At 63.6% G+C, this 22,432-nt stretch carries 20 protein-coding genes; 11 read left to right on the forward strand and 9 right to left on the reverse strand.

Annotated elements, in window-relative coordinates; all coding sequences use genetic code 11:
- The first annotated feature begins 71 nt into the window (after nt 1-71).
- Complete coding sequence (locus EPK82_RS04295) at nt 72-1,079, forward strand: glutathione S-transferase family protein (protein ID WP_134675869.1); 1,008 nt, start codon at nt 72-74, stop codon at nt 1,077-1,079.
- A 79-nt stretch (nt 1,080-1,158) separates the two neighbouring features.
- Here EPK82_RS04295 and cysG read toward each other — a convergent pair whose 3' ends face one another.
- The 6 genes from cysG to ftsK all read right to left on the reverse strand — a co-directional run bounded on the left by cysG (nt 1,159) and on the right by ftsK (nt 8,881).
- Nucleotides 1,159-2,547: a siroheme synthase CysG gene (gene cysG / locus EPK82_RS04300; RefSeq protein ID WP_037055933.1), complete on the reverse strand. Its 1,389-nt coding sequence runs from the start codon at nt 2,545-2,547 to the stop codon at nt 1,159-1,161.
- Nucleotides 2,548-2,655: 108 nt separating this feature from the next.
- Entirely contained in the window at nt 2,656-3,936 is a 1,281-nt protein-coding gene (gene serS, locus EPK82_RS04305; protein WP_134675870.1) for a serine--tRNA ligase, read from the reverse strand.
- 79 nt (nt 3,937-4,015) lie between these two features.
- Nucleotides 4,016-4,396 carry a fluoride efflux transporter CrcB gene (gene crcB / locus EPK82_RS04310; RefSeq protein WP_037055922.1) on the reverse strand — a complete coding sequence of 127 codons (381 nt, stop codon included), beginning with the start codon at nt 4,394-4,396 and terminating at the stop codon, nt 4,016-4,018.
- Nucleotides 4,393-5,718: a replication-associated recombination protein A gene (locus tag EPK82_RS04315; RefSeq protein WP_134675871.1), complete on the reverse strand. Its 1,326-nt coding sequence runs from the start codon at nt 5,716-5,718 to the stop codon at nt 4,393-4,395. The genes crcB and EPK82_RS04315 overlap by 4 nt, the downstream gene beginning before the upstream one ends.
- A 3-nt stretch (nt 5,719-5,721) precedes the next feature.
- Nucleotides 5,722-6,348 (reverse strand): outer membrane lipoprotein chaperone LolA, encoded by a 627-nt coding sequence (gene lolA / locus EPK82_RS04320; protein WP_037055916.1) that lies wholly within the window; start codon nt 6,346-6,348, stop codon nt 5,722-5,724.
- A 124-nt stretch (nt 6,349-6,472) separates the two neighbouring features.
- Nucleotides 6,473-8,881, reverse strand: a complete 2,409-nt coding sequence (ftsK, locus tag EPK82_RS04325; protein WP_371923254.1) for a DNA translocase FtsK — start codon at nt 8,879-8,881, stop codon at nt 6,473-6,475.
- A gap of 194 nt (nt 8,882-9,075) precedes the next feature.
- On the opposite strand from ftsK, the gene trxB reads away from it, so the two are divergent.
- The 4 genes from trxB (at nt 9,076) to infA (ending at nt 11,880) form a co-directional block, all read left to right on the forward strand.
- Entirely contained in the window at nt 9,076-10,026 is a 951-nt protein-coding gene (gene trxB, locus EPK82_RS04330; RefSeq protein ID WP_037055914.1) for a thioredoxin-disulfide reductase, read from the forward strand.
- A 54-nt stretch (nt 10,027-10,080) separates the two neighbouring features.
- Entirely contained in the window at nt 10,081-10,761 is a 681-nt protein-coding gene (gene aat / locus EPK82_RS04335; protein WP_134675872.1) for a leucyl/phenylalanyl-tRNA--protein transferase, read from the forward strand.
- Between the two features lie 54 nt (nt 10,762-10,815).
- A complete protein-coding gene (locus EPK82_RS04340; protein WP_037055910.1) occupies nt 10,816-11,523 on the forward strand; it encodes an arginyltransferase in 708 nt (235 codons plus the stop codon).
- A gap of 138 nt (nt 11,524-11,661) precedes the next feature.
- Nucleotides 11,662-11,880, forward strand: a complete 219-nt coding sequence (gene infA / locus EPK82_RS04345) for a translation initiation factor IF-1 (protein WP_002553999.1) — start codon at nt 11,662-11,664, stop codon at nt 11,878-11,880.
- 93 nt (nt 11,881-11,973) lie between these two features.
- Here the strand turns inward: infA and clpA are convergent, their stop codons facing one another.
- Nucleotides 11,974-14,244 carry an ATP-dependent Clp protease ATP-binding subunit ClpA gene (clpA, locus tag EPK82_RS04350; protein ID WP_037055908.1) on the reverse strand — a complete coding sequence of 757 codons (2,271 nt, stop codon included), beginning with the start codon at nt 14,242-14,244 and terminating at the stop codon, nt 11,974-11,976.
- A 29-nt stretch (nt 14,245-14,273) separates the two neighbouring features.
- A complete protein-coding gene (gene clpS, locus EPK82_RS04355) occupies nt 14,274-14,636 on the reverse strand; it encodes an ATP-dependent Clp protease adapter ClpS (RefSeq protein WP_037055907.1) in 363 nt (120 codons plus the stop codon).
- 231 nt (nt 14,637-14,867) lie between these two features.
- On the opposite strand from clpS, the gene cspD reads away from it, so the two are divergent.
- Nucleotides 14,868-15,137 (forward strand): cold shock domain-containing protein CspD, encoded by a 270-nt coding sequence (gene cspD / locus EPK82_RS04360; protein WP_037055906.1) that lies wholly within the window; start codon nt 14,868-14,870, stop codon nt 15,135-15,137.
- A 74-nt stretch (nt 15,138-15,211) separates the two neighbouring features.
- On the opposite strand, the gene icd is transcribed toward cspD, so the two are convergent.
- Complete coding sequence (gene icd, locus EPK82_RS04365) at nt 15,212-16,468, reverse strand: NADP-dependent isocitrate dehydrogenase (protein ID WP_134675873.1); 1,257 nt, start codon at nt 16,466-16,468, stop codon at nt 15,212-15,214.
- 360 nt (nt 16,469-16,828) lie between these two features.
- On the opposite strand from icd, the gene EPK82_RS04370 reads away from it, so the two are divergent.
- The 5 genes from EPK82_RS04370 (at nt 16,829) to EPK82_RS04390 (ending at nt 22,299) form a co-directional block, all read left to right on the forward strand.
- A complete protein-coding gene (locus EPK82_RS04370) occupies nt 16,829-19,057 on the forward strand; it encodes an NADP-dependent isocitrate dehydrogenase (protein ID WP_134675874.1) in 2,229 nt (742 codons plus the stop codon).
- Nucleotides 19,058-19,153: 96 nt separating this feature from the next.
- The gene (locus EPK82_RS04375) at nt 19,154-19,594 is read left to right on the forward strand and encodes an NUDIX hydrolase (protein WP_134675875.1); all 441 of its coding nucleotides are present in this window, start codon (nt 19,154-19,156) and stop codon (nt 19,592-19,594) included.
- Nucleotides 19,595-19,703: 109 nt separating this feature from the next.
- A complete protein-coding gene (gene mnmA, locus EPK82_RS04380) occupies nt 19,704-20,816 on the forward strand; it encodes a tRNA 2-thiouridine(34) synthase MnmA (RefSeq protein ID WP_134675876.1) in 1,113 nt (370 codons plus the stop codon).
- A complete protein-coding gene (hflD, locus tag EPK82_RS04385) occupies nt 20,813-21,433 on the forward strand; it encodes a high frequency lysogenization protein HflD (protein ID WP_134675877.1) in 621 nt (206 codons plus the stop codon). Before mnmA ends, hflD begins: the two co-directional genes overlap by 4 nt.
- Nucleotides 21,434-21,435: 2 nt before the next feature.
- The gene (locus EPK82_RS04390) at nt 21,436-22,299 is read left to right on the forward strand and encodes a DMT family transporter (protein WP_134675878.1); all 864 of its coding nucleotides are present in this window, start codon (nt 21,436-21,438) and stop codon (nt 22,297-22,299) included.
- The last annotated feature ends 133 nt before the right edge of the window (nt 22,300-22,432 follow it).

A 22,432-nucleotide genomic window follows, 5' to 3' on the forward strand; every position in this document is an offset into this window, starting at 1 on the left:
CAGCTTTTTCAACGCTTCAATCGAGCCGGTGACGATAGACTCCAGTTTCATTCAAAACGGAGGCAGGCGTCATGGGCTTGTTGATCGATGGGCACTGGCACGACCAGTGGTATGACACCGGCAGCGGCGGACGTTTCCAGCGCGAAAGCGCGCAGCGGCGCAACTGGGTGACCGCCGACGGCGGCGCGGGGCCGAATGGCGATGCCGGTTTCAAGGCCGAGGCTGGCCGCTACCACCTGTACGTTTCGCTGGCCTGCCCCTGGGCGCATCGCACCCTGATCCTGCGCAAGCTCAAAGGGCTCGAATCGCTGATCGATGTGTCGGTAGTCAGCTGGCTGATGCGCGAACAGGGCTGGACCTTCGATCGCGACTTCGGCTCCAGCGGCGATCACCTCGATAACCTCACCTACATGCATCAGCGCTACACGGCGGACGACCGTCATTACAGTGGGCGCGTCACCGTGCCGGTGCTGTGGGACAAGCAAACCGGCGGCATCGTCAGCAACGAGTCGTCGGAAATCATCCGCATGTTCAACGACGCATTCGACGGCCTGAGCGGCAACGACCTGGATTTCTACCCCGAGCCATTGCGCGAGCGCATCGATCAGCTCAACGAGCGCATCTATCCGGCAGTGAACAACGGTGTCTATCGCGCAGGCTTCGCCACTACCCAGGAGGCCTACGAAGAGGCCTTCGACGAGCTGTTCGACATGCTCGATGAGCTCGAAACGCTGCTAGACGGGCAACGCTATCTGGCCGGGCATTATCTGACCGAAGCCGACATCCGCCTGTTCACCACGCTGATCCGCTTCGACGCCGTCTACCACGGCCACTTCAAGTGCAACCTGAAGCGCATCGAAGACTACCCGAACCTGTCCAACTGGCTGCGCGAGCTCTACCAGTGGCCCGGCGTCAGCAAGACGGTGGACTTCACCCATATCAAGTCGCACTACTACGCCAGCCACGCCACCATCAACCCGACGGGCGTGGTGCCCAAGGGGCCGCAGCAGGACTTCACGGGCGCGCACGATCGCCAGCGCCTGCCGGGCAAGGGCGTGTGGCAAAAAACCGAGCGCTAGGCCGCAGGGTGGATGAGGCTGTTTTCATCCACCGAGACCCAGCCACGGTGGATCGATGAAGCGCGATCCACCCCACGTATCAGACGTGGCCCTGCGCGCCCTCGAACCAGGCCAGCTTGTCACGCAAGGTGACCACCTCACCGACGATGACCAGGGTCGGTGCATGCACTTCATGCTCGGCCACCAGTTGCGGCAAGCTGTCCAGGGTGCCGGTGAACACCCGCTGATTCTGCGTGGTGCCCTGCTGCACCAGAGCCGCCGGCGTTGCGCCCGAACGACCGTGGGCGATCAGTTGCTCGCAGATGGCGGGCAACCCCACCAGGCCCATGTAGAACACCAGCGTCTGCCCCGGAGCCACCAGGTCCTTCCATGGCAGATTGCTGCTGCCATCCTTGAGGTGCCCCGTGACGAAGCGGACCGACTGCGCATGATCGCGGTGGGTCAACGGAATGCCCGCATAGGCGGCGCAACCCGACGCGGCGGTGATGCCTGGCACCACCTGGAAGGGAATGTCCTCCGCGGCCAGTTGCTCGATTTCCTCGCCGCCACGGCCGAAGATGAACGGGTCGCCCCCTTTCAGGCGCAACACGCGCTTGCCCTGCCTGGCCAGGTCGATCAGCAGCTGGTTGATCTGCTCCTGCGGCACCGCATGATCGGCACGGCGCTTGCCCACGTAGATGCGCTCGGCATCGCGGCGGCACAATTCGATGATGGCTGGCGCCACCAGGCGGTCGTAGAGCACCACATCGGCCTGCTGCATCAGGCGCAGCGCACGGAAGGTCAGCAGGTCCGGATCACCGGGGCCGGCACCGACCAGATAGACCTCGCCCAGCGCTCGCGGCGCGGCGCCGGCCAGGCGCTCCTGCAGAAGACGCTCGCCCGCCTCCGGCTTGCCAGCGAAGACGCTCTCGGCAATCGGCCCCTGGAAGACATCCTCCCAGAACACCCGGCGCTGCTGCACATCGGGAAACATCTGTTTGACCCGCTCGCGAAAGCGCTTGCCCAGGTTGGCCAGCTGCCCATAGCTGGCAGGAATCCAGGTCTCGATCTTGGCTCGGATCAGTCGCGCCAGTACCGGCGCATCACCACCACTGCTGACGGCAACGATTAGCGGCGAGCGATCGACGATCGCCGGGAAGATCACACTGCACAGCGACGGCGCATCGACGACGTTGACCGGGATACCGAGCGCCTGGGCTTCGGCGGACACCTGCGCGTTGAGCGTTTCGTCGTCGGTCGCCGCGATGACCAGGGCCACGCCCTGCAGGTCGCTGCTCGCATAGCCACGCAGGAAGATGCCGGCCGAGCCAGCCAGCTCCTGCAGCTCGCTGCGCACCTCGGGCGCAACGACGCGCAGGCGCGCACCGGCATCACTGAGCAGGCGCGCCTTGCGCAGCGCGACCTCACCACCGCCGATCACCAGTACCGGGCGATCCTGCAGCTTGTGGAACAGCGGAAGAAATTGCATCAGGTCAGCCTCAGCGGAGGTCGGTTCGCAGAATGCGTCGTGCACACCCTGCCGCCATTGAAAACGGGGCAGCCGTGCCGCCCCGTTCCATGCATCGCGATGACCGGCTCAGCCGATCACTTCGATACCACCCATGTAGGGCTTGAGTACCTCGGGCACGCGAATGCTGCCGTCGGCCTGCTGGTAGTTCTCCAGCACCGCGACCAGGGTGCGGCCCACGGCCAGGCCGGAACCATTGAGCGTGTGCAGCAGCTCCGGCTTGCCGGTTTCCGGGTTGCGGTAACGCGCCTGCATGCGGCGCGCCTGGAAGTCGCCGCAGTTGGAGCAGGAGGAAATCTCGCGGTACTTGTCCTGGCTCGGCACCCAGACTTCCAGGTCGTAGGTCTTGACCGCAGAGAAGCCCATGTCGCCGGTGCACAGTGCCAGCTTGCGATACGGCAGCTCGAGCAGCTGCAGCACGCGCTCGGCATTGGCCGTCATGCCCTCCAGCGCCTCGAAGGAGGTCGCCGGTTCCACGACCTGCACCATCTCGACCTTGTCGAACTGATGCTGGCGAATCATGCCGCGCGTATCGCGGCCGGAGGCCCCTGCCTCGCTGCGGAAGCACGGCGTGTGGGCGACGAACTTCAGCGGCAGCTGCTTGGCGTCGAGGATTTCGCCGGCGACGATGTTGGTCAGCGACACTTCGGCGGTCGGGATCAGGTACAGATCGGCCTGGTCTTCACGGGCGATCTTGAACAGGTCTTCCTCGAACTTCGGCAGCTGACCGGTGCCCTGCAGCGCCGGCGCCTGCACTAGGTACGGGGTGTAGGCCTCTTCGTAGCCGTGCTCGCCAGTGTGCAGGTTGATCATGAACTGCGCCAGGGCACGGTGCAGGCGCGCGATGGGGCCGCGCAGCAGGGCGAAACGGGCACCGGAGAGCTTGGCGGCAGTCTCGAAGTCCAGCCAGCCGTGCTGCTCGCCCAGGGCGACGTGATCCTTGATCTCGAAGTCGAAGCTGCGCGGTGTCCCCCAGCGCGCGACCTCGACGTTCTCGTCCTCGTCGGCGCCGACCGGCACGGATTCGTGCGGCAGGTTGGGGATGTTCAGCAGCAGGTTGTCCAGCTCGCCCTGGATCGCGTCCAGCTCGCGCTTGCCGGCTTCCAGGTCGTTGCCCATCTGGTCCACTTCCGCCAGCAGCGGCGCGATGTCTTCACCGCGCGCCTTGGCCTGGCCAATGGATTTGGAACGACTGTTACGCTCGGCCTGCAATTGTTCGGTGCGCACCTGCACCGACTTGCGCTGACTCTCCAGGGCCTCGAAGCGGGCGACGTCGAGTGCGAAGCCACGGGTGGCGAGGCGCTCGGCGATTTCGGTGAGTTGCGTGCGGACGAGTTTGGAGTCGAGCATGTTCGGGTCTCAATACATCGGCGAAATGGTTAATGACCAGCAAGCTGGCGCGGGTTGTGGAGTGTAAAGCCTTAACGGGTCAGGATGCCAATCGGGCCAGGCTCAGGCCGGCCCAGGCTGCCAGCAGACCGCCAAGGATGCTGAAGGCCAGATAGCCGAAGGCTTCGGGCGCGCGCCCACCCTCCATCAGCTTCATGATCTCCAGGCTGAAGGACGAAAACGTGGTGAAGCCACCCAGCACGCCGGTGATCAGCCCGGTGCGCAGCTCCAGTGGCAGATCGGTACGGGTGAGGAACAGGCCGGACAGCAGACCGATCAACAGGCAACCCAGCACGTTGACGGTGAGCGTGGCCAGGTAGAAGTGCCGCGGCCAGTTGCCGGCGACCCAGCTGGCCACCAGAAAGCGCATCAGCGAACCGACAGCCCCCCCTGCCGCCACGGCAAGCGCCACACGAATCATCTCTTTCTCCTTTGTCGGGTGCTGCTGGAATCCAGGCTGCGCAGGTGCTTGAGCTTCTCGCGAATCTTCGACTCCAGGCCTCGCGGCACCGGCTGGTAATACTCGCGCGGCTCCATTTCATCCGGGAAATACACTTCGCCAGCGGCGTAGGCATTGGGCTCATCGTGGGCGTAGCGATATTCCTCGCCATAACCGAGCTGCTGCATCAGCTTGGTCGGCGCATTGCGCAGGTGCAGTGGCACCTCCAGCGAGCCGAACTCGGCGACATCCTGCTTGGCTGCCTTGATCCCCAGATACACCGCGTTGCTCTTGGCTGCGCAGGCGAGGTAAGTCACCGCCTGCGCCAGCGCCAGGTCGCCCTCGGGACTGCCCAGGCGCTTGACCGCATCCCAGGCGGCCAGACACAACGGCAACGCACGCGGGTCGGCATTCCCGATGTCTTCGCTGGCCATGGCGACAATGCGCCGGCAGATGTAGGCCGGGTCGCAGCCGCCGTCGAGCATGCGCGCCAACCAATACAGCGCGCCATCGGGGCTGGAGCCGCGGACGGACTTGTGCAGCGCGCTGATCTGGTCGTAGAAGGCTTCGCCGCCCTTGTCGAAACGCCGGCGGGTATCGCCCAGCAGGTTGTGCAGCGAGACCACGGCGATCTCGCCACCATCCTCGGCCAGGTCGGCGGCGTTCTCGAGGAAGTTGAGCAGGCGCCGACCATCGCCATCGGCGGCGGCCATGAGCATGGCGAAGCTTTCCTCGGGCAGGCTCAGGTGACGCTCGCCCAGGCCTTTCGGGTCGCTCAGCGCACGCGTCACCAACTTGCGCATGGCTGCCTCGTCGAGGCTCTTGAGCACGTAGACGCGGGCGCGCGACAGCAGCGCGTTGTTCAGTTCGAACGAAGGGTTCTCGGTGGTGGCGCCGATGAAGATCAGCGTGCCGTCTTCGACGTAGGGCAGGAAGGCATCCTGCTGGCTCTTGTTGAAACGGTGCACCTCATCGACGAAAAGGATGGTGCGACGGCCATATTGCGCGGCATGCTGCTGCGCCACCTCGACCGCCTGGCGAATCTCCTTGACCCCGGAGAGCACCGCCGAGATGGTCTCGAAATGAGCATCGCTGACCTTGGCCAGCAGGCGCGCCAGGGTGGTCTTGCCTACCCCCGGCGGCCCCCAGAAGATCATCGAATGCAAGGCACCCTGTTCCAGCGCTTCACGCAGCGGCTTGCCAGGCCCCAGCACATGCTCCTGGCCGACGTATTCATCCAGGCTGGTAGCACGCAAACGCGCAGCCAGGGGCTGCGCGACGGGTTGGCGAGCGAACAGGTCCACCACTTACTCCTGGATGACGTCCGCACCTTGCGGGATGTCGAAGCTGAACAGACCGTCGTCGACCGGCTCGTTCATCTTCACATTGAGGAACAGGATATTGGTGCGCTGACCAATGCTGTCGATCAGTTGCATGTCGTTGAGCACGCGGTTGCGGAACGACAGGCGCAGGCTGTCGAACAGGCTGTCCTTGGCCTTGGGCTTGAGGATGAAGTCGACCACGTTGCCGCCTTCCTTGTAGTCGATATCGAAGTTCTCGCGAATCTGCGACACGTCACCTGAGAGCAGCAGCGCCGGGGTGTGGGTCAGGCGCTGGTCGAGGGTCTGCACGGTCACCTGCTCCAGGTCCGGGTCGTACAGCCAGACCTTCTTGCCGTTGGACACCAGCAGCTGCTCCATCGGCTGGTCGGTATGCCAGCGGAACAGCCCCGGGCGCTTGAGCACCAGTTGCCCGGCGGTTTCCTGCAGCTGGGTGCCGCTGGCATCGAGCGTCAGTTGCGAAAAGCGCGCACTGATGGTCTGTGCCTGGTTGAGCAGCTCGGTCAGGCGCTGGGTGGCCGCCTCTTCGTCAGCCTGGGCAGTCAGTAGGGTAAAACTCAGAACAGCCAGCATCAGCAGGCGAATAACACGCATAGGAACCCCTTTAGTCCGTGTGAGGATGGCGAGGTGACTCCGCACCTCGCATTGCTCGGCCGCATGAACGACCGTGGAATCTTGTAGACCGCGAATCGGGCGGTTTGTCCGTGAGATGCCGAAGTCAGTCGCGCGACGGTCCGGGCGCGATGACCTCGCGCGAGCCGTTGGTGTTCATCGAGCTGACCACGCCGGCCATCTCCATCGCCTCGATCATCCGCGCGGCGCGGTTGTAGCCGATCTTCAGCTTGCGCTGCACTGCAGAGATGGAAGCACGACGGCTTTCCAGCACGAAGTTGACGGCTTCGTCGTACAGCGGATCTTCCTCGCTGCCCTCACCGCCTTCGCCACCACCGCCTTCGAAGCCGCTGCCACCGCCCTCCTCGACGCCCGCGAGGATGTCCTCGATGTAGTCGGGCGAGCCGCGCTGCTTCCAGGCCTCGACCACACGGTGCACTTCATCGTCGGAGACGAAGGCGCCATGCACGCGGATCGGCAGGCCGGTGCCGGGCGGCAGATAGAGCATGTCACCATGCCCCAGCAGCTGCTCGGCGCCACCCTGGTCGAGAATGGTGCGCGAGTCGATCTTGCTCGACACCTGGAACGCCATGCGGGTCGGAATGTTGGCCTTGATCAGACCGGTGATCACGTCCACCGAAGGGCGCTGGGTCGCCAGGATCAGGTGAATGCCCGCGGCCCGCGCCTTCTGGGCGATACGCGCGATCAGCTCTTCCACCTTCTTGCCGACGATCATCATCATGTCGGCGAATTCGTCGACCACCACCACGATGGTGGGCAGCGGCTTGAGCAGCGGCGGCTCGTCTTCCATGCTTTCGCGACGGAACAGTGGATCGGTCAGCGGCGTGCCGGCTTCGATGCCGTCCTTGACCTTGCGGTTGAAGCCCGCCAGGTTGCGCACGCCCATCGCCGCCATCAGCTTGTAACGGCGCTCCATCTCGGCCACCGACCAGCGCAGCGCATTGGCGGCCTCCTTCATGTCGGTCACGACCGGGCACAGCAGGTGCGGAATGCCTTCGTAGATCGACAGCTCGAGCATCTTCGGGTCGATCATGATCATCCGCGCCTCTTCCGGCGTGGACTTGAACAGGACCGACAGGATCATCGCGTTGACCCCCACCGACTTACCGGAACCCGTGGTACCGGCCACCAGCAGGTGCGGCATCTTGGCCAGGTCGGCGATCACCGGACGTCCGCCGATGTCGTGCCCGAGGGCCAGGGTGACCGGCGACTTGGCATCGTCGTACTCGCTCGACGACAGCACTTCGGAGAAGCGCACGATCTGCCGGTCTTCATTGGGTATCTCGATGCCCACGGTGGTCTTGCCGGGAATCACCTCGACCACGCGTACGCTGACCATGGCCATCGAGCGCGCCAGGTCCTTGGCCAGGTTGGAGATGCGGCTGACCTTGACGCCGGCAGCGGGCTGAATTTCGAAACGGGTGATCACCGGGCCCGGATGCACGGACTCCACCACCACCTCGACGCCGAATTCCTTGAGCTTGATTTCCAGCAGGCGCGACATGGCCTCGAGCGACTCGGGCGAATACTGCTTCTGCTTCTTCTCGGCGACATCGAGGATGGAAATCGGCGGCAGGCTACCCTCGATGGCGCTATCGACGAACAGCGGCGCCTGTTTCTCCTTGAGCACGCGCTTGCTCGGCTCCGCCGCCTTGGGCGGCGCAGGCGGCGTGATCACCGGTGCCGGGCGCTTGTCGCGCTCGCTCATGTGCTTGCTCAGCGACTCTTCGCGTTCGAGCAGGCGCTCCTTGACCTTGGCCTGTTCGCGGCGGTCAGCGACCACGGGCGCGGCCACCTCGATGACGCGGTCGTCCAGTTCACGCAGTTGCGCGACCATCTGCTTGCGCTCGCTGCGGGCATTCCACCAGCCGGTGATGGCGCCATGGATGAGTTCGATCAGATCGAGGGTGATCTTGCCGGTCAGGTCCATCACGCGGAACCAGGACAGGTCGGTGAACACCGTCAGGCCGAAGAGGAACAGGGCCAGGAATACCAGGGTGCTGCCTTGCACGTTCAGCGCATGCACGGCCAGATCGCCCAGGCTGGCGCCCAGCATGCCGCCACCGGAGCCCTGCATGCCGGCATCCGCCGCGAAATGGATGTCACCGAGCGCGGCGCCAGAGAGAATCAGGAACACCAGGCCGATGCTGTGCCAAGAAAACAGCCAGCCATTCCAGTGCCAGGGTTGGTTACGGGTGCGGAACACCTGCCAGGTCTTGGCCGCCAGCAGCAACGGGAAGATGTAGGCGAAATAGCCCAGCGCACCGAACAGCGCACTGGAGAGCCAGGCGCCAATGCTGCCACCTGCGTTGATGATGCGCTCGACCTGCACGCTGTTGTCCCAGGCCGGATCGGCGGCGTTGTAGGTCAACAGTGCCATCAGCAGGTACAGGCACATAGCGCCCAGGGCGATCAAGGCGCCTTCCTTCAGTCGATACTGAAGTTTCTGACGCCAATCGATAGTCTGGGTGGTGGAATTCTTCAAAACAGCCATTTCCTGCGCCCTGGGCGCGTCCATCTGATGATTGATCGCGGAAGCGGCCTATTGTAGGGCCTGCCTGGCGCTCAGGCCAATTGCCAAGCTCCCGCACTTGCCCTGCTTCGGTGTAGCATAGCCGCCAGCAGCTTCCATGCGGCTCAATTGGAGCACGCATTCTCTTTTGTGACAAAGGCTTATGGGGTTTTTTTATGAGCGAAGTCAAGCATTCACGCGTGATCATCCTGGGTTCCGGCCCTGCCGGTTATAGCGCCGCCGTGTACGCCGCGCGCGCCAATCTCAAACCCGTGGTCATTACCGGCATCCAGCCTGGCGGTCAGCTCACCACCACCACCGAAGTGGACAACTGGCCGGGTGACGTCGAAGGCCTTACCGGCCCGGCCCTGATGGAGCGCATGCAGAAGCATGCCGAGCGCTTCGACACCGAGATCATCTACGACCATATCCACACCGCAGAGTTGCAGAGCCGTCCCTTCGTTCTCAAGGGTGACAGCGGCACCTATAGCTGCGACGCGCTGATCATCGCCACCGGCGCCAGCGCCCAGTACCTCGGCCTGCCGTCGGAAGAGGCATTCTCCGGCAAGGGCGTTTCCGCCTGCGCGACCTGCGACGGCTTCTTCTACCGCAACCAGGTGGTCGCAGTGATCGGCGGCGGCAACACCGCTGTGGAAGAGGCACTGTACCTGTCGAACATCGCCAAGGAAGTGCACCTGGTGCACCGCCGTGACAAGCTGCGCTCGGAGAAGATCCTGCAGGACAAGCTGTTCGACAAGGTCGAGAACGGCAACATGCGCCTGCACTGGAACCACACCCTCGACGAAGTGCTGGGCGACCAGACCGGCGTGACCGGCGTACGCCTGAAGAGCACCCAGGACGGCAGCACCCAGGACCTGGCCCTGGCCGGCGTGTTCATCGCCATCGGCCACAAGCCGAACACCGAGCTGTTCGTCGGCCAGCTGGACATGCATGACGGCTACCTGAAGATCAAGGGCGGCAGCGAGGGCAACGCCACTGCCACCAGCATCGAGGGCGTGTTCGCCGCCGGCGACGTGGCCGACCACGTCTACCGCCAGGCCATCACTTCGGCCGGTGCTGGCTGCATGGCCGCGCTGGACGTCGAGAAGTTCCTCGACAGCAACTGATGGCACCAGGGCGAGCACCCCGCTCGCCCTCCCCTGCCCCGCGGACGGACGCGCATGCTGACCTGGCTGCAACGTGATTCCCTGCAGTTCCCGCCACTGGCCAAGGCCATGCGCGAACCGAACGGCCTGCTGGCTGCGGGCGGCGACCTCAGCGCCGACCGCTTGATCAGCGCCTATCGCCACGGCTGCTTCCCCTGGTTCCAGGACGGCCAGCCGATCCTCTGGTGGTCACCGGACCCGCGCACCGCGCTGTTCCCCAACGAACTGCATGTTTCGCGCAGCCTGGCCAAGTTGCTGCGTCAGCAACGCTACCGCGTCAGCTTCGACCAGGATTTCGCCGCTGTGATCAACGCCTGCGCAGGGCCACGCAGCTACGCCGACGGCACCTGGATCACCCAGGGCATGCAGGATGCCTACCTGCAGTTGCATCAGCGCGGCATCGCCCACTCGGTCGAGGTCTGGCTCGACGACGAGCTGGTCGGCGGCCTCTATGGCCTGGCCATGGGACAACTGTTCTTTGGCGAATCCATGTTCAGCCGCGCCGACAACGCCTCGAAAGTCGGTTTCGCCACCCTGGTGGGCAAGTTGCATGAATGGGGCTTCGCGCTCATCGACTGCCAGATGCCCACGCAGCACCTGCACAACTTCGGCGCCAGGGCCATACCGCGCGCCACGTTCGCCGAATACCTGCAGCGCCACCTCGACCTGCCCAGTGCAGCGGACTGGCTCGCCTAGTCGACTGGCCAACCCTGACATACACTCTTAGTCAGGTTTTCCCGAGACACCGCCATGACCGAGCTGGCCCGCCTGAAGTTCTATGCCACTCAGCCACATCCATGCAGCTACCTGCCGGAAGAACAGGCGACGACCCTGTTTCTCGACCCCAGTCAGCCCATGGACGTGCTCGTCTACGCCGAACTTTCGGAAATGGGCTTTCGCCGCAGCGGCGATCACCTGTACCGCCCGCACTGCCAGCAGTGCACCGCCTGCATCCCGGCACGCATCCCGGCAGCGCTGTTCACGCCGAACCGCCAGCAGCGGCGCATCCTCAAGCGCAACGAGGACGTCAGCGTGCGCTCGGTGCGCCCGGCATTCACCGAAGAGTATTACGCGCTCTACGTTCGCTACATCGAGCAGCGCCATGCCGATGGTGACATGTACCCGCCCAGTCGCGACCAGTTCTCGACCTTTCTCGTCCGGGACCTGCCATTTTCTCGTTTCTATGAGTTCCGCCTGCGCGGCAAGCTGGTCGCCATCGCGGTCACCGACGTGCTGCCGAACGGCCTGTCGGCGGTCTACACCTTCTATGATCCGGATGAGGAGCGCCGCAGCCTCGGGCGCTTCGCCATTCTCTGGCAGATCGGCGAGACCGCACGTCTGGGCCTTGAAGCCGTCTATCTGGGCTACTGGATCAAGAACTGCCGGAAGATGAACTACAAGACCCAGTACCGGCCCATCGAGCTGTTCGTCAATCAGCGCTGGACACGGCTGACCTAGCGCACCTCCCGCCCCTTCAGCCCCGGGCAAAGCACCAAGCCACTTGGCGCAGCCCCCTGTTTTCGGGCACAATGCACGCCGCTTTTGCCTGGGGCCAGTCGCGCCGGGCCATTTCCTGGATACCGAGGGCTTTACTGCATGTCGAAAGAAGACAGCTTCGAAATGGAAGGCACTGTCGTCGACACCCTGCCCAACACCATGTTCCGCGTGGAGTTGGAAAACGGGCACGTCGTTACCGCGCACATCTCCGGCAAGATGCGCAAGAACTACATCCGCATTCTCACTGGTGACAAGGTGCGCGTCGAGCTGACACCTTATGACTTGAGCAAGGGCCGCATCACCTACCGCGCCCGCTAAGCCAAGCACCAAACGAAAACGCCCGGCGACTGCCGGGCGTTTTCGTTTGCGCGTGCAGCGCGGGCCTCCCTGGCCTGCACCGCCGCATCCCGATCAGGCGACTTCCGCCGTCGTCTCGAACTCGAAGCTTGGCTCGCCATCGCGAATGTCGATGTGCACCACACCGCCATGCTCGGCCAGCTCGCCAAACAGGATTTCCTCCGCCAGCGGACGCTTGATCTTGTCCTGGATCAGTCGCGCCATCGGCCTGGCCCCCATCATCACGTCGTAGCCACGTTCGGCCAGCCAGCTGCGCGCCGCGTCGCTGACTTCGAGCGTGACCCGCTTGTCCTCCAGCTGCGCCTGCAGTTCGGTGAGGAACTTGTCGACGATGCTCTTGATCACTTCGTGGCTCAGGCGGCCGAACTGGATGATGGTATCCAGGCGGTTGCGGAACTCCGGCGTGAAGCTCTTCTTGATGACTTCCATGGCATCGGTGGAGTGATCCTGCTGCGTGAAGCCGATCGACGCACGCGATGCGGTTTCCGCACCGGCATTGGTGGTCATGATCAGGATCACGTTGCGGAAATCCGCCTTGCGCCCATTGTTGTCGGTCAGCGTACCGTGATCCATCACCTGCAGCAGCAGGTTGAAGACTTCCGGATGCGCCTTCTCGATCTCGTCGAGCAGCAGCACGCAATGCGGCTGCTTGGTGATCGCCTCGGTCAGCAGGCCACCCTGATCGAAACCGACGTAACCGGGCGGCGCGCCAATCAGGCGCGACACGGTATGCCGCTCCATGTACTCGGACATGTCGAAGCGCACCAGCTCGATCCCCATGGCCTTGGCCAGCTGCCGCGCGGCCTCGGTCTTGCCCACCCCGGTGGGGCCGGCAAACAGGAAGGAGCCGACCGGCTTGTCCGGTGCCTTGAGGCCGGCCCGCGACAGCTTGATCGCGGTGGCCAGCGAGTCGATGGCGGCATCCTGACCGAATACGGTGAGCTTGAGGTCGCGCTCCAGGTTGCGCAGCAGCTCCTTGTCGGAGCTGGACACGTGCTTTGGCGGAATCCGCGCGATCTTGGCGACGATGTCCTCGACCTGCGCCACGTCGATGCGGGCCAGACGCTTGTCTTCCGGCTGCAGGCGCTGGTAGGCGCCCGCCTCGTCGATCACGTCGATGGCCTTGTCCGGCATGTGGCGGTCGTTGATGTAGCGCGCCGCCAGCTCGGCCGCCGCACGCAGCGCCTCATCGCTGTATTCGATGTGGTGATGCTGCTCGAAGCGGGCCTTGAGCCCCTTGAGGATGCCGTAGGTGTCATCCACCGAGGGCTCGACCACGTCGACCTTCTGGAAACGCCGCGCCAGTGCGCGATCCTTCTCGAAGATGCCGCGAAATTCCTGGAAGGTGGTCGAACCGATGCAGCGGATCTCGCCGGAGGACAGCAGCGGCTTGAGCAGGTTGGAAGCATCCATCACCCCGCCGGATGCGGCCCCGGCACCGATGATGGTGTGGATCTCATCGATGAAGAGGATGGCGTGCGGACGCTTGCGCAGCTCGTTGAGCAGCGATTTGAAGCGCTTCTCGAAGTCGCCACGGTACTTGGTGCCCGCGAGCAAGGCGCCCAGGTCCAGCGAGTAGACCACGCTGTCGGCAAGCAGGTCAGGCACCTGTTCGTCGACGATGCGCTTGGCCAGGCCCTCGGCGATGGCGGTCTTGCCGACACCGGCCTCACCGACCAGCAGCGGGTTGTTCTTGCGCCGACGCGCGAGGATCTGCGCCACGCGCTCGACCTCGTGCTCGCGCCCCACCAGCGGATCGATCCGCCCCTGGCGCGCAAGCTCGTTGAGGTTGCTGGCATAGGCATCGAGCGGATTGCCGGAGGTGGCGGAGTCACCGCCCTCCTCATCCTGCATGTCCTGATCGCTTTCGTGGTGATCACCATGCCCCGGCACCTTGGAGATGCCATGGGCGATGTAGTTGACCACGTCGATACGGGCCACGCTCTGCTGCTTGAGCAGGAACACCGCCTGGCTTTCCTGCTCGCTGAAAATCGCCACCAGCACATTGGCACCGGTGACTTCACGCTTGCCGGAGCTCTGCACGTGGAACACCGCGCGCTGCAGCACGCGCTGGAAGCCCAGGGTCGGCTGAGTCTCGCGCTCCTCGTCGTGCTGGGGAATCAACGGAGTGGTGGAGTCGATGAATTCCTGCAGGTCATGGCGCAGCTTGTCGAGGTTGGCCCCACAGGCCCTTAGAACACTGGCGGCGGCCTCGTTATCCAGCAGGGCCAGCAGCAGGTGCTCGACCGTCATGAACTCATGACGTTTTGCACGGGCCTCCTTGAAAGCCAGATTGAGGGTGACTTCGAGCTCTCGATTCAACATAGCTTCACCTCATACCCAAGTGGCCGGCGTTAACCGTCCTTCTCTATTTCACAGAGTAGCGGATGCTGGCTCTCACGCGCATATTGGTTGACCTGCATGGCCTTGGTCTCCGCAATGTCGCGCGTGTAAACCCCACACACCGCACGCCCTTCTGTATGGACGGTCAGCATGATCTTGGTCGCCAGCTCCCGGTTCATGCCGAAAAAGGTTTCAAGTATTTCGACGACGAAGTCCATCGGTGTGTAGTCGTCATTGAATAGGACCACCTTGTACATCGGTGGTGCCTGCAGTGCTGGCTTGGATTCCTGAACAGCGATACCAGAGGAGTCATCCTCATGCTCTGCCGGGTGATCCTGATTGAATGTTAGTCGAATCTGGCTACTTGCATGCATGCTGAATTCAGAGGTTCAGGGCTGGGCGAACTGGGATGCTAGAGGGAGTTTGACTGAGTTCTCAGCCATCCGCCGTATAGCCTTGACTATCGGCAAAAGGGTGTTACAACCAATGAATACCCACTAGTGGGTATCAGGGGTTCCACGCCTTCGCCCAGCCTGGTCGGTTATCGCGCGGAATCGAAGTGGATGATACTCCAGAGATGGAGTCCTTTGCAGAGGGATATCAGCATGCTCAGCGGTAAGGTCAAGTGGTTCAACAACGCCAAAGGCTATGGATTCATCCTGGCCGACGGCCGAGATGAGGACCTGTTCGCCCACTACTCGGCCATCCAGATGGACGGTTATAAAACGCTCAAGGCCGGCCAGCCGGTCCGCTTCGAGATCGTGCAGGGTCCCAAAGGACTGCATGCCATCAATATCAGCGCGGTGACCGCCACTCAGGACGCCCCAGCGGCCGTACCCCAGGCGCAAGATATCGCGAGCACTGTCGAAGTCTGAGCATCCTGGCAAATCGCCACAAGAAGGCCGGTCATGTGACCGGCCTTTTTTTCATGCGCTGATCGAGTATCCGATCACATGTGACTGATCATCGCGTCACCGAACTCGGAGCACGACAGCAGGGTCGCACCCTCCATCAGGCGCTCGAAGTCATAAGTGACAGTCCTGGCCGCGATCGCGCCATTGGTGCCCTTGATGATCAGGTCGGCGGCCTCGCCCCAGCCCATGTGGCGCAGCATCATCTCAGCCGAGAGGATGACCGAACCCGGGTTGACCTTGTCCTGGCCGGCGTACTTCGGCGCAGTGCCGTGGGTCGCCTCGAACATTGCCACCGAATCCGACAGGTTGGCCCCCGGCGCGATGCCGATGCCCCCGACCTCGGCCGCCAGGGCGTCGGACAGGTAGTCACCGTTGAGGTTGAGCGTGGCGATCACGTCATACTCGGCCGGGCGCAGCAGGATCTGCTGCAGCATGGCGTCGGCAATCACGTCCTTGACCACGATGTTCTTGCCGGTCTTCGGATTCTTGAACTGCATCCACGGGCCGCCATCGAGCAGTTCGGCGCCGAACTCCTCACGGGCAATCTCGTAGCCCCACTCCTTGAAGGCACCTTCGGTGAACTTCATGATGTTGCCCTTGTGCACCAGGGTCACCGAACCACGACCATTGTCGACCGCATACTGCAGCGCCTTGCGCACCAGACGCTTGGTGCCCGCCTCGGAAACCGGCTTGATGCCGATGCCGCACATGTCGGTGAAGCGGATCTTCTTGACGCCCATTTCCTCGGTGAGGAACTTGATGACCTTCTCCGCCTCGGCGCTGCCGGCCTTCCACTCGACACCGGCATAGATGTCTTCGGAGTTCTCGCGGAAGATCACCATGTCCACGTCGCCCGGCTTCTTCACCGGGCTGGGCACGCCCTCGAACCAGCGCACCGGGCGCAGGCAGACGTACAGGTCGAGCTCCTGACGCAGGGCCACGTTGAGCGAACGGATGCCGCCACCGACAGGCGTGGTCAGCGGCCCCTTGATCGAGACCACGTAATCACGCACGGCCTCCAGGGTTTCTTTCGGCAGCCAGGTGTCCTGGTCGTAGACCTGGGTGGCCTTCTCGCCGGCGTAAACTTCCATCCAGGAGATCTTGCGGGTGCCGCCATAGGCTTTCTCGACGGCCGCGTCGACGACCTTGATCATCACCGGAGAAATATCGACGCCGATGCCATCACCCTCAATGAACGGGATGATGGGGTTGTTCGGTACATTCAGTGACATATCGGCGTTGACGGTGATTTTGTCACCGCTGGCTGGCACCTGGATCTTTTGGTATCCCATGCTGGACTCCATCTTGTGGTTAGACAGTGTGCATCCCCGAGAGTAGCGCAAACCGCTTGGCGAGACACATGTGCGAAGGTCTTATTCAACTGGGCATTCTGCGGCGAGGTGCCGCAGTGGTATACTGCTTAGGTGACTAACGAGTCATAAGGGGCGACCTGACTGGAACCAGACAGCAGCCTCTTGCAACCGGTAGACGGCCACCACTGCCTGCCGGTTCGAAATGCTCGACACTCTACGGGTGCATCCAACATCACCGCGGCGAGTCCTCGACCCGGCCCCACCATCCTGGGGCTCAAGCGCCTACCCGCGCAGGTCGAGTTTCTATGCGCGCTCAGCAAAGAAGAGAGTTAACCCTAAATGTCCACCCCTTCGAAGATCATCTACACCTTCACCGACGAAGCTCCAGCCCTTGCCACCTACTCGCTTCTGCCCATTGTGGAAGCCTTTGCCGCCTCGGCTGACATCTCCGTTGAAACCCGCGACATCTCTCTTGCTGGACGGATCCTGGCAAGCTTTGCCGACCGCCTGGACGCCGACAAGCGCATCGACGACGACCTCGCCAAACTGGCCGAGCTGACCCTGCAGGCCGACGCCAACATCATCAAGCTGCCGAACATCAGCGCCTCCGTGCCGCAGCTCAAAGCTGCCATCGCCGAACTGCAGGCGCAGGGCTACGCCATCCCCAATTTCCCGGAAGACCCGCAGAGCGAAGAAGACAAAGAAGTTCGCGCGCGTTACGCCAAGGTCCTGGGCAGCGCCGTGAACCCGGTCCTGCGTGAAGGCAACTCCGACCGCCGCGCCCCGGCCGCCGTCAAGGCCTACGCCCGCAAGCACCCGCACAGCATGGGCAAGTGGAGCATGGCCTCGCAGTCCCACGCCGACTACATGCGCGGCGGCGACTTCTTCTCCAGCGAGCAATCGATCACCATGGCCAAGGCCGGTGACGTGCGCATCGAGTTCGTCGGCAAGGACGGCAAGGTCGAAGTCAAGAAGCAACTCGCCCTGCAGGAAGGCGAAGTGTTCGACAGCATGTTCATGAGCTGCCGCAAGCTGCGTGACTTCTTCGAGAAGACCCTGCAGGACTGCAAGGAGACCGGCGTGATGTGGTCCCTGCACGTCAAGGCGACCATGATGAAGGTCTCCCACCCGATCGTCTTCGGCCATGCCGTCAGCGTCTACTACAAGGACGTGTTCGACAAGTACGGCGACCTGTTCAAGGAACTGGGCGTCAACCCGAACAACGGCATCAGCAGCGTCTACGACAAGATCAAGTCGCTGCCGGCCTCGCAGCAGGAAGAAATCCTCCACGACATCCACGAGGTCTACGCCCATCGCCCGGAAATGGCCATGGTCGACTCGGTCAAGGGCATCACCAACCTGCACATCCCGAGCGACGTGATCGTCGACGCCTCGATGCCGGCGATGATCCGCAACTCCGGTCAGATGTGGGGCAAGGACGGCAAGCAGAAAGACACCAAGGCCGTCATGCCGGAGAGCACCTACGCGCGCATCTACCAGGAGATGATCAATTTCTGCAAAACCAACGGCGCGTTCGACCCGACCACCATGGGCACCGTACCGAACGTCGGCCTGATGGCGCAGAAAGCCGAAGAATACGGCTCTCACGACAAGACCTTCGAAATGACCGCCGACGGCACCATGCGCGTCGTCGCTGCCGACGGCAGCGTGCTGATGCAGCACGAAGTCGAAGCCGGTGACATCTGGCGTGCCTGCCAGACCAAGGACGCGCCGATCCGCGACTGGGTCAAGCTGGCCGTCACCCGCGCCCGTCAATCCGCCACCCCGGCCATCTTCTGGCTGGACCCGGAGCGCGCCCACGACTGCGAACTGCGCAAGAAGGTCGAGCTGTACCTGCAGGACCACGACCTGACCGGCCTGGACATCAGCATCATGGGCTACAACGAAGCCATCCGTGCCAGCATGGAGCGCCAGATTCGCGGCCAGGACACCATCTCGGTGACCGGCAACGTCCTGCGTGACTACCTGACCGACCTGTTCCCGATCATGGAGCTGGGCACCTCGGCCAAGATGCTGTCCATCGTTCCGCTGATGGCGGGCGGCGGCATGTACGAAACCGGCGCCGGCGGCTCGGCACCCAAGCACGTGCAGCAGCTGGTCGAAGAGAACTACCTGCGCTGGGATTCGCTCGGCGAGTTCCTGGCCCTGGCCGTGTCCCTGGAAGAAACCGGGATCAAGACCAGCAACGCCAAGGCCAAGGTTCTCGGCAAGACCCTGGACCAGGCCACCGGCAAGCTGCTGGACAACAACAAGTCCCCGGCGCGCAAGGTCGGTGAAATCGACAACCGCGGCAGCCACTTCTACCTGGCCCTGTACTGGGCCCAGGCCCTGGCCGCCCAGGACGACGACGCAGCCCTGAAGGCTCACTTCGCACCGCTGGCCAAGCAGCTCACCGAGCAGGAAGCCACCATCGTTGCCGAACTGGCTGCCGTACAGGGCAAGCCGGCCGACATCGGCGGCTACTACCGCTCCAACCCCGAGCTGACCAGCAAGGTGATGCGCCCCAGCAACACCTTCAACGCCGCTCTGGCCTCGCTGAACGCCTGATAAGGCTTGAGCGTGAAAAGAACCCCGGCCCCGTGCCGGGGTTCTTTTTTACAGCGCCCCCCCTGCCCCTCAACACTTCCCTGCGGAGCCAACGACATGCAGTGGCAACCCCATATCACCGTGGCCACGGTCATCGAAGACCAGGGCCGCTTCCTCTTCGTCGAAGAGTTCAAGGCCGGGCGCCTGGTACTCAACCAGCCTGCCGGACACCTGGAAGCCAACGAATCGCTGCGCGAAGCCGCACTACGTGAAACGCTCGAGGAAACCGGCTGGGACGTGGAGCTGACCGGCCTTCTGGGCATCTACCTCTACACCGCGCCAAGCAACGGCGTGACCTACCAGCGTGTGTGCTTCAGCGCCCGCCCGCTACACCATGACCCCGCGCGCGAACTGGACAGCGACATCAGCGGCATCACCTGGCTGAGCCGTGACGAACTGGCCGCGCAACCCGAACGCTGGCGCAGCGAGCTGGTACTGCGCTGCGTGGATGATTATCTGCAGGGTGTCAGCGGCTCACTGGAGCTGCTCCGTGACTGACCGTCGCGGCGGCAACGCCGATCCCGCGCACGCGGCGCGTCGTCGTGTGGGGCGGACCAAGGCTTTCTGGTAGACTCGGCAGCTTTTCAGGCTTCACTCGCAGATTCCCATGCAAGCACCTAGCACCCAACGCGTGATCGTCGGCATGTCCGGCGGCGTCGATTCGTCCGTTTCCGCCCTGCTGCTGATGGAACAGGGCTATCAGGTCGAAGGCCTGTTCATGAAGAACTGGGACGAAGACGACGGTACCGAGTACTGCACCGCCATGGACGACCTGGCCGACGCCCAGGCCGTATGCGAGCGCATCGGCATCAAGCTGCACACCGCCAACTTCGCCGCCGAGTACTGGGACAACGTGTTCGAGCATTTCCTCGCCGAATACAAGGCCGGACGCACGCCGAACCCGGACATCCTGTGCAACCGCGAGATCAAGTTCAAGGCCTTCCTCGACTACGCCCTGTCGCTCGGCGCCGACCTGATCGCCACCGGGCACTATGTGCGCCGCCGCGATATCGACGGCCGCACCGAGCTGCTCAAGGGACTGGACCCGAACAAGGACCAGAGCTATTTCCTGCATGCCGTCGGCGGCGAGCAGATCGCCAAGACCCTGTTCCCGGTTGGCGAGCTGGAAAAGCCGCAGGTACGCGCCATTGCCGAGAAATACGAACTGGCCACGGCGAAGAAAAAGGACTCCACCGGCATCTGCTTCATCGGTGAACGTCGTTTCAGCGACTTCCTCAAGCAGTACCTGCCTGCCCAGCCGGGCGACATCGAAACCACCGACGGCCAGGTGATCGGGCGCCATCACGGCCTGATGTACCACACCATCGGCCAGCGTCAGGGCCTCGGCATCGGCGGCATGAAGGACGCCGGCGATGACCCCTGGTACGTGCTGCGCAAGGACCTGACGCGCAACGTGCTGATCGTCGGCCAGGGCAACGAACACCCCTGGCTGTTCTCCCGCGCCCTGCTCGCCTCGGAAATCTACTGGGTCAACCCGGTGGACCTGAGCAGCCCGCGTCGCCTGACCGCCAAGGTGCGCTATCGCCAGCGCGACCAGCTCTGCACCCTGGAGCAGAGCGAGAACGGCTACCGCGCCGTCTTCGACGAGCCGCAGCGCGCCGTCACCCCGGGGCAGTCCGTGGTGTTCTACGACGGCGAGGTGTGCCTCGGCGGCGGCGTGATCGAAAGCGCAGAAGCCTGGCACGAGGACGCCCGATGACCCCGCTTCAGGAGCAACTGGTTGCACTCGGCGCCGTGTTCGAAGCGGCCGTGCTGGCGGACAAGATCGCCCGCACCGGCCAGGTCAGCGAAGCCTCGATGAGCTGCATGCTCGGCAGTCTGCTGGTACGCGACCCGAAGAGCACGCTGGACGTGTATGGCGGCGACGACCTCAACCTGCGTGACGGCTATCGCGCCCTGATCAGCTCCCTGGAGCGCAATCCGGCCGCCTTGCAGCGCGAACCGCTGCGCTATTCCCTGGCCCTCATCGGCCTGGAGCGGCAACTCGACAAGCGCGACGACATGCTGCAGATGATGGGCAGCCGTCTCGATCAGATCCAGCAGCAGGTGGAACATTTCGGCCTGGTGCACGACAACGTCATCGCGGCCTGCGGCGGCCTGTATCAGGACACCATCAGCACCTTCCGCCAGCGCATTCAGGTGCATGGTGACATGCGCTTCCTGCAGCAGCCGAACAATGCCGCGAAGATTCGCTCCCTGCTGCTGGCCGGCATCCGTTCGGCACGCCTGTGGCGACAACTGGGCGGACACCGCTGGCAGCTGGTATTCAGCCGCGGCAAGCTGCTCAAAGAACTCTATGAACTGATGCGCACCTGACCATGAGCCCAGCCAGCCGCAGCGTCAAACCCCTCCAGGGTGCCCTGCTGCTGGCGCTCTCGGCCCTGTTGTTCGCCTTTACCGGCGTTGGTATTCGCGAGATATCCGTCAGCGTCAACAACGAGTCGGTGGTGTTCTTCCGCAACCTGGTCGGCGTGCTGTTCTTCCTGCCCCTGGTCCTGGTCCGCGGCGTCGCGCCGATGCGCACCACTCGCCTCAAGTCGCACCTGTGGCGCACCACCTACGGCCTGGCGGCGATGTACTGCTTCTTCTACGCCATCGCCCACCTGCCCCTGGCTGACGCCATGCTGTTCACCTACTCGGCGCCGGTCTTCACCCCGCTGATCGCCCATCTCTGGCTGAAAGAGCCGCTGACCCGGCGCATGCTGGTCAGCAGCCTCGTCGGCCTGTGCGGCGTGCTGCTGGTGGCCAAGCCCAGTGCCGCACTGTTCGAGGGTGCCGCCCTGATCGGCCTGGCCGCCAGCCTGCTGGCAGCCTTCGCCTTCGTTTCCATCCGTGAAATGAGCGACAGCGAGCCGGCCACCCGCATCGTTTTCTACTTCTCGCTGTTCAGCGCGCTGTTTTCCGCCATTCCGCTGACCTGGAGCTGGCAGCCGCTGGACGCCACCCAGCTGGGCTGGCTCGTCGGCATCGGCCTGCTGGCCACCGCCAGCCAGATCATCATGTCCCGCGCCTACGGCCTCGCGCCGCCGGGGCTGATCGGCCCCTTCGCCTACCTGGCCATCGTCTTCGGCGGCATCATCGCCTGGCTGCTCTGGGACGAGACACCGGACACCCTGTCGCTGCTCGGCGCGGCGCTGATTTTCGCCGCCAGCCTGCTATCGGTCGCCAGACGCAGCGCATAGGCGGCGAAGCGTTGGTTTTCATGTATGATATGCGCCCTTTTCTTCAGAGGTCGTCCTGGCGCGCGAGCCAAGGCCCGTTTCACCCAAGCAGGCCCGACGCAACGCGGCACCCGAACGACTGATCAGCCCGACA

The organism is Ectopseudomonas khazarica (assembly GCF_004521985.1).
Classification (GTDB): Bacteria; Pseudomonadota; Gammaproteobacteria; order Pseudomonadales; family Pseudomonadaceae; genus Aquipseudomonas; species Aquipseudomonas khazarica.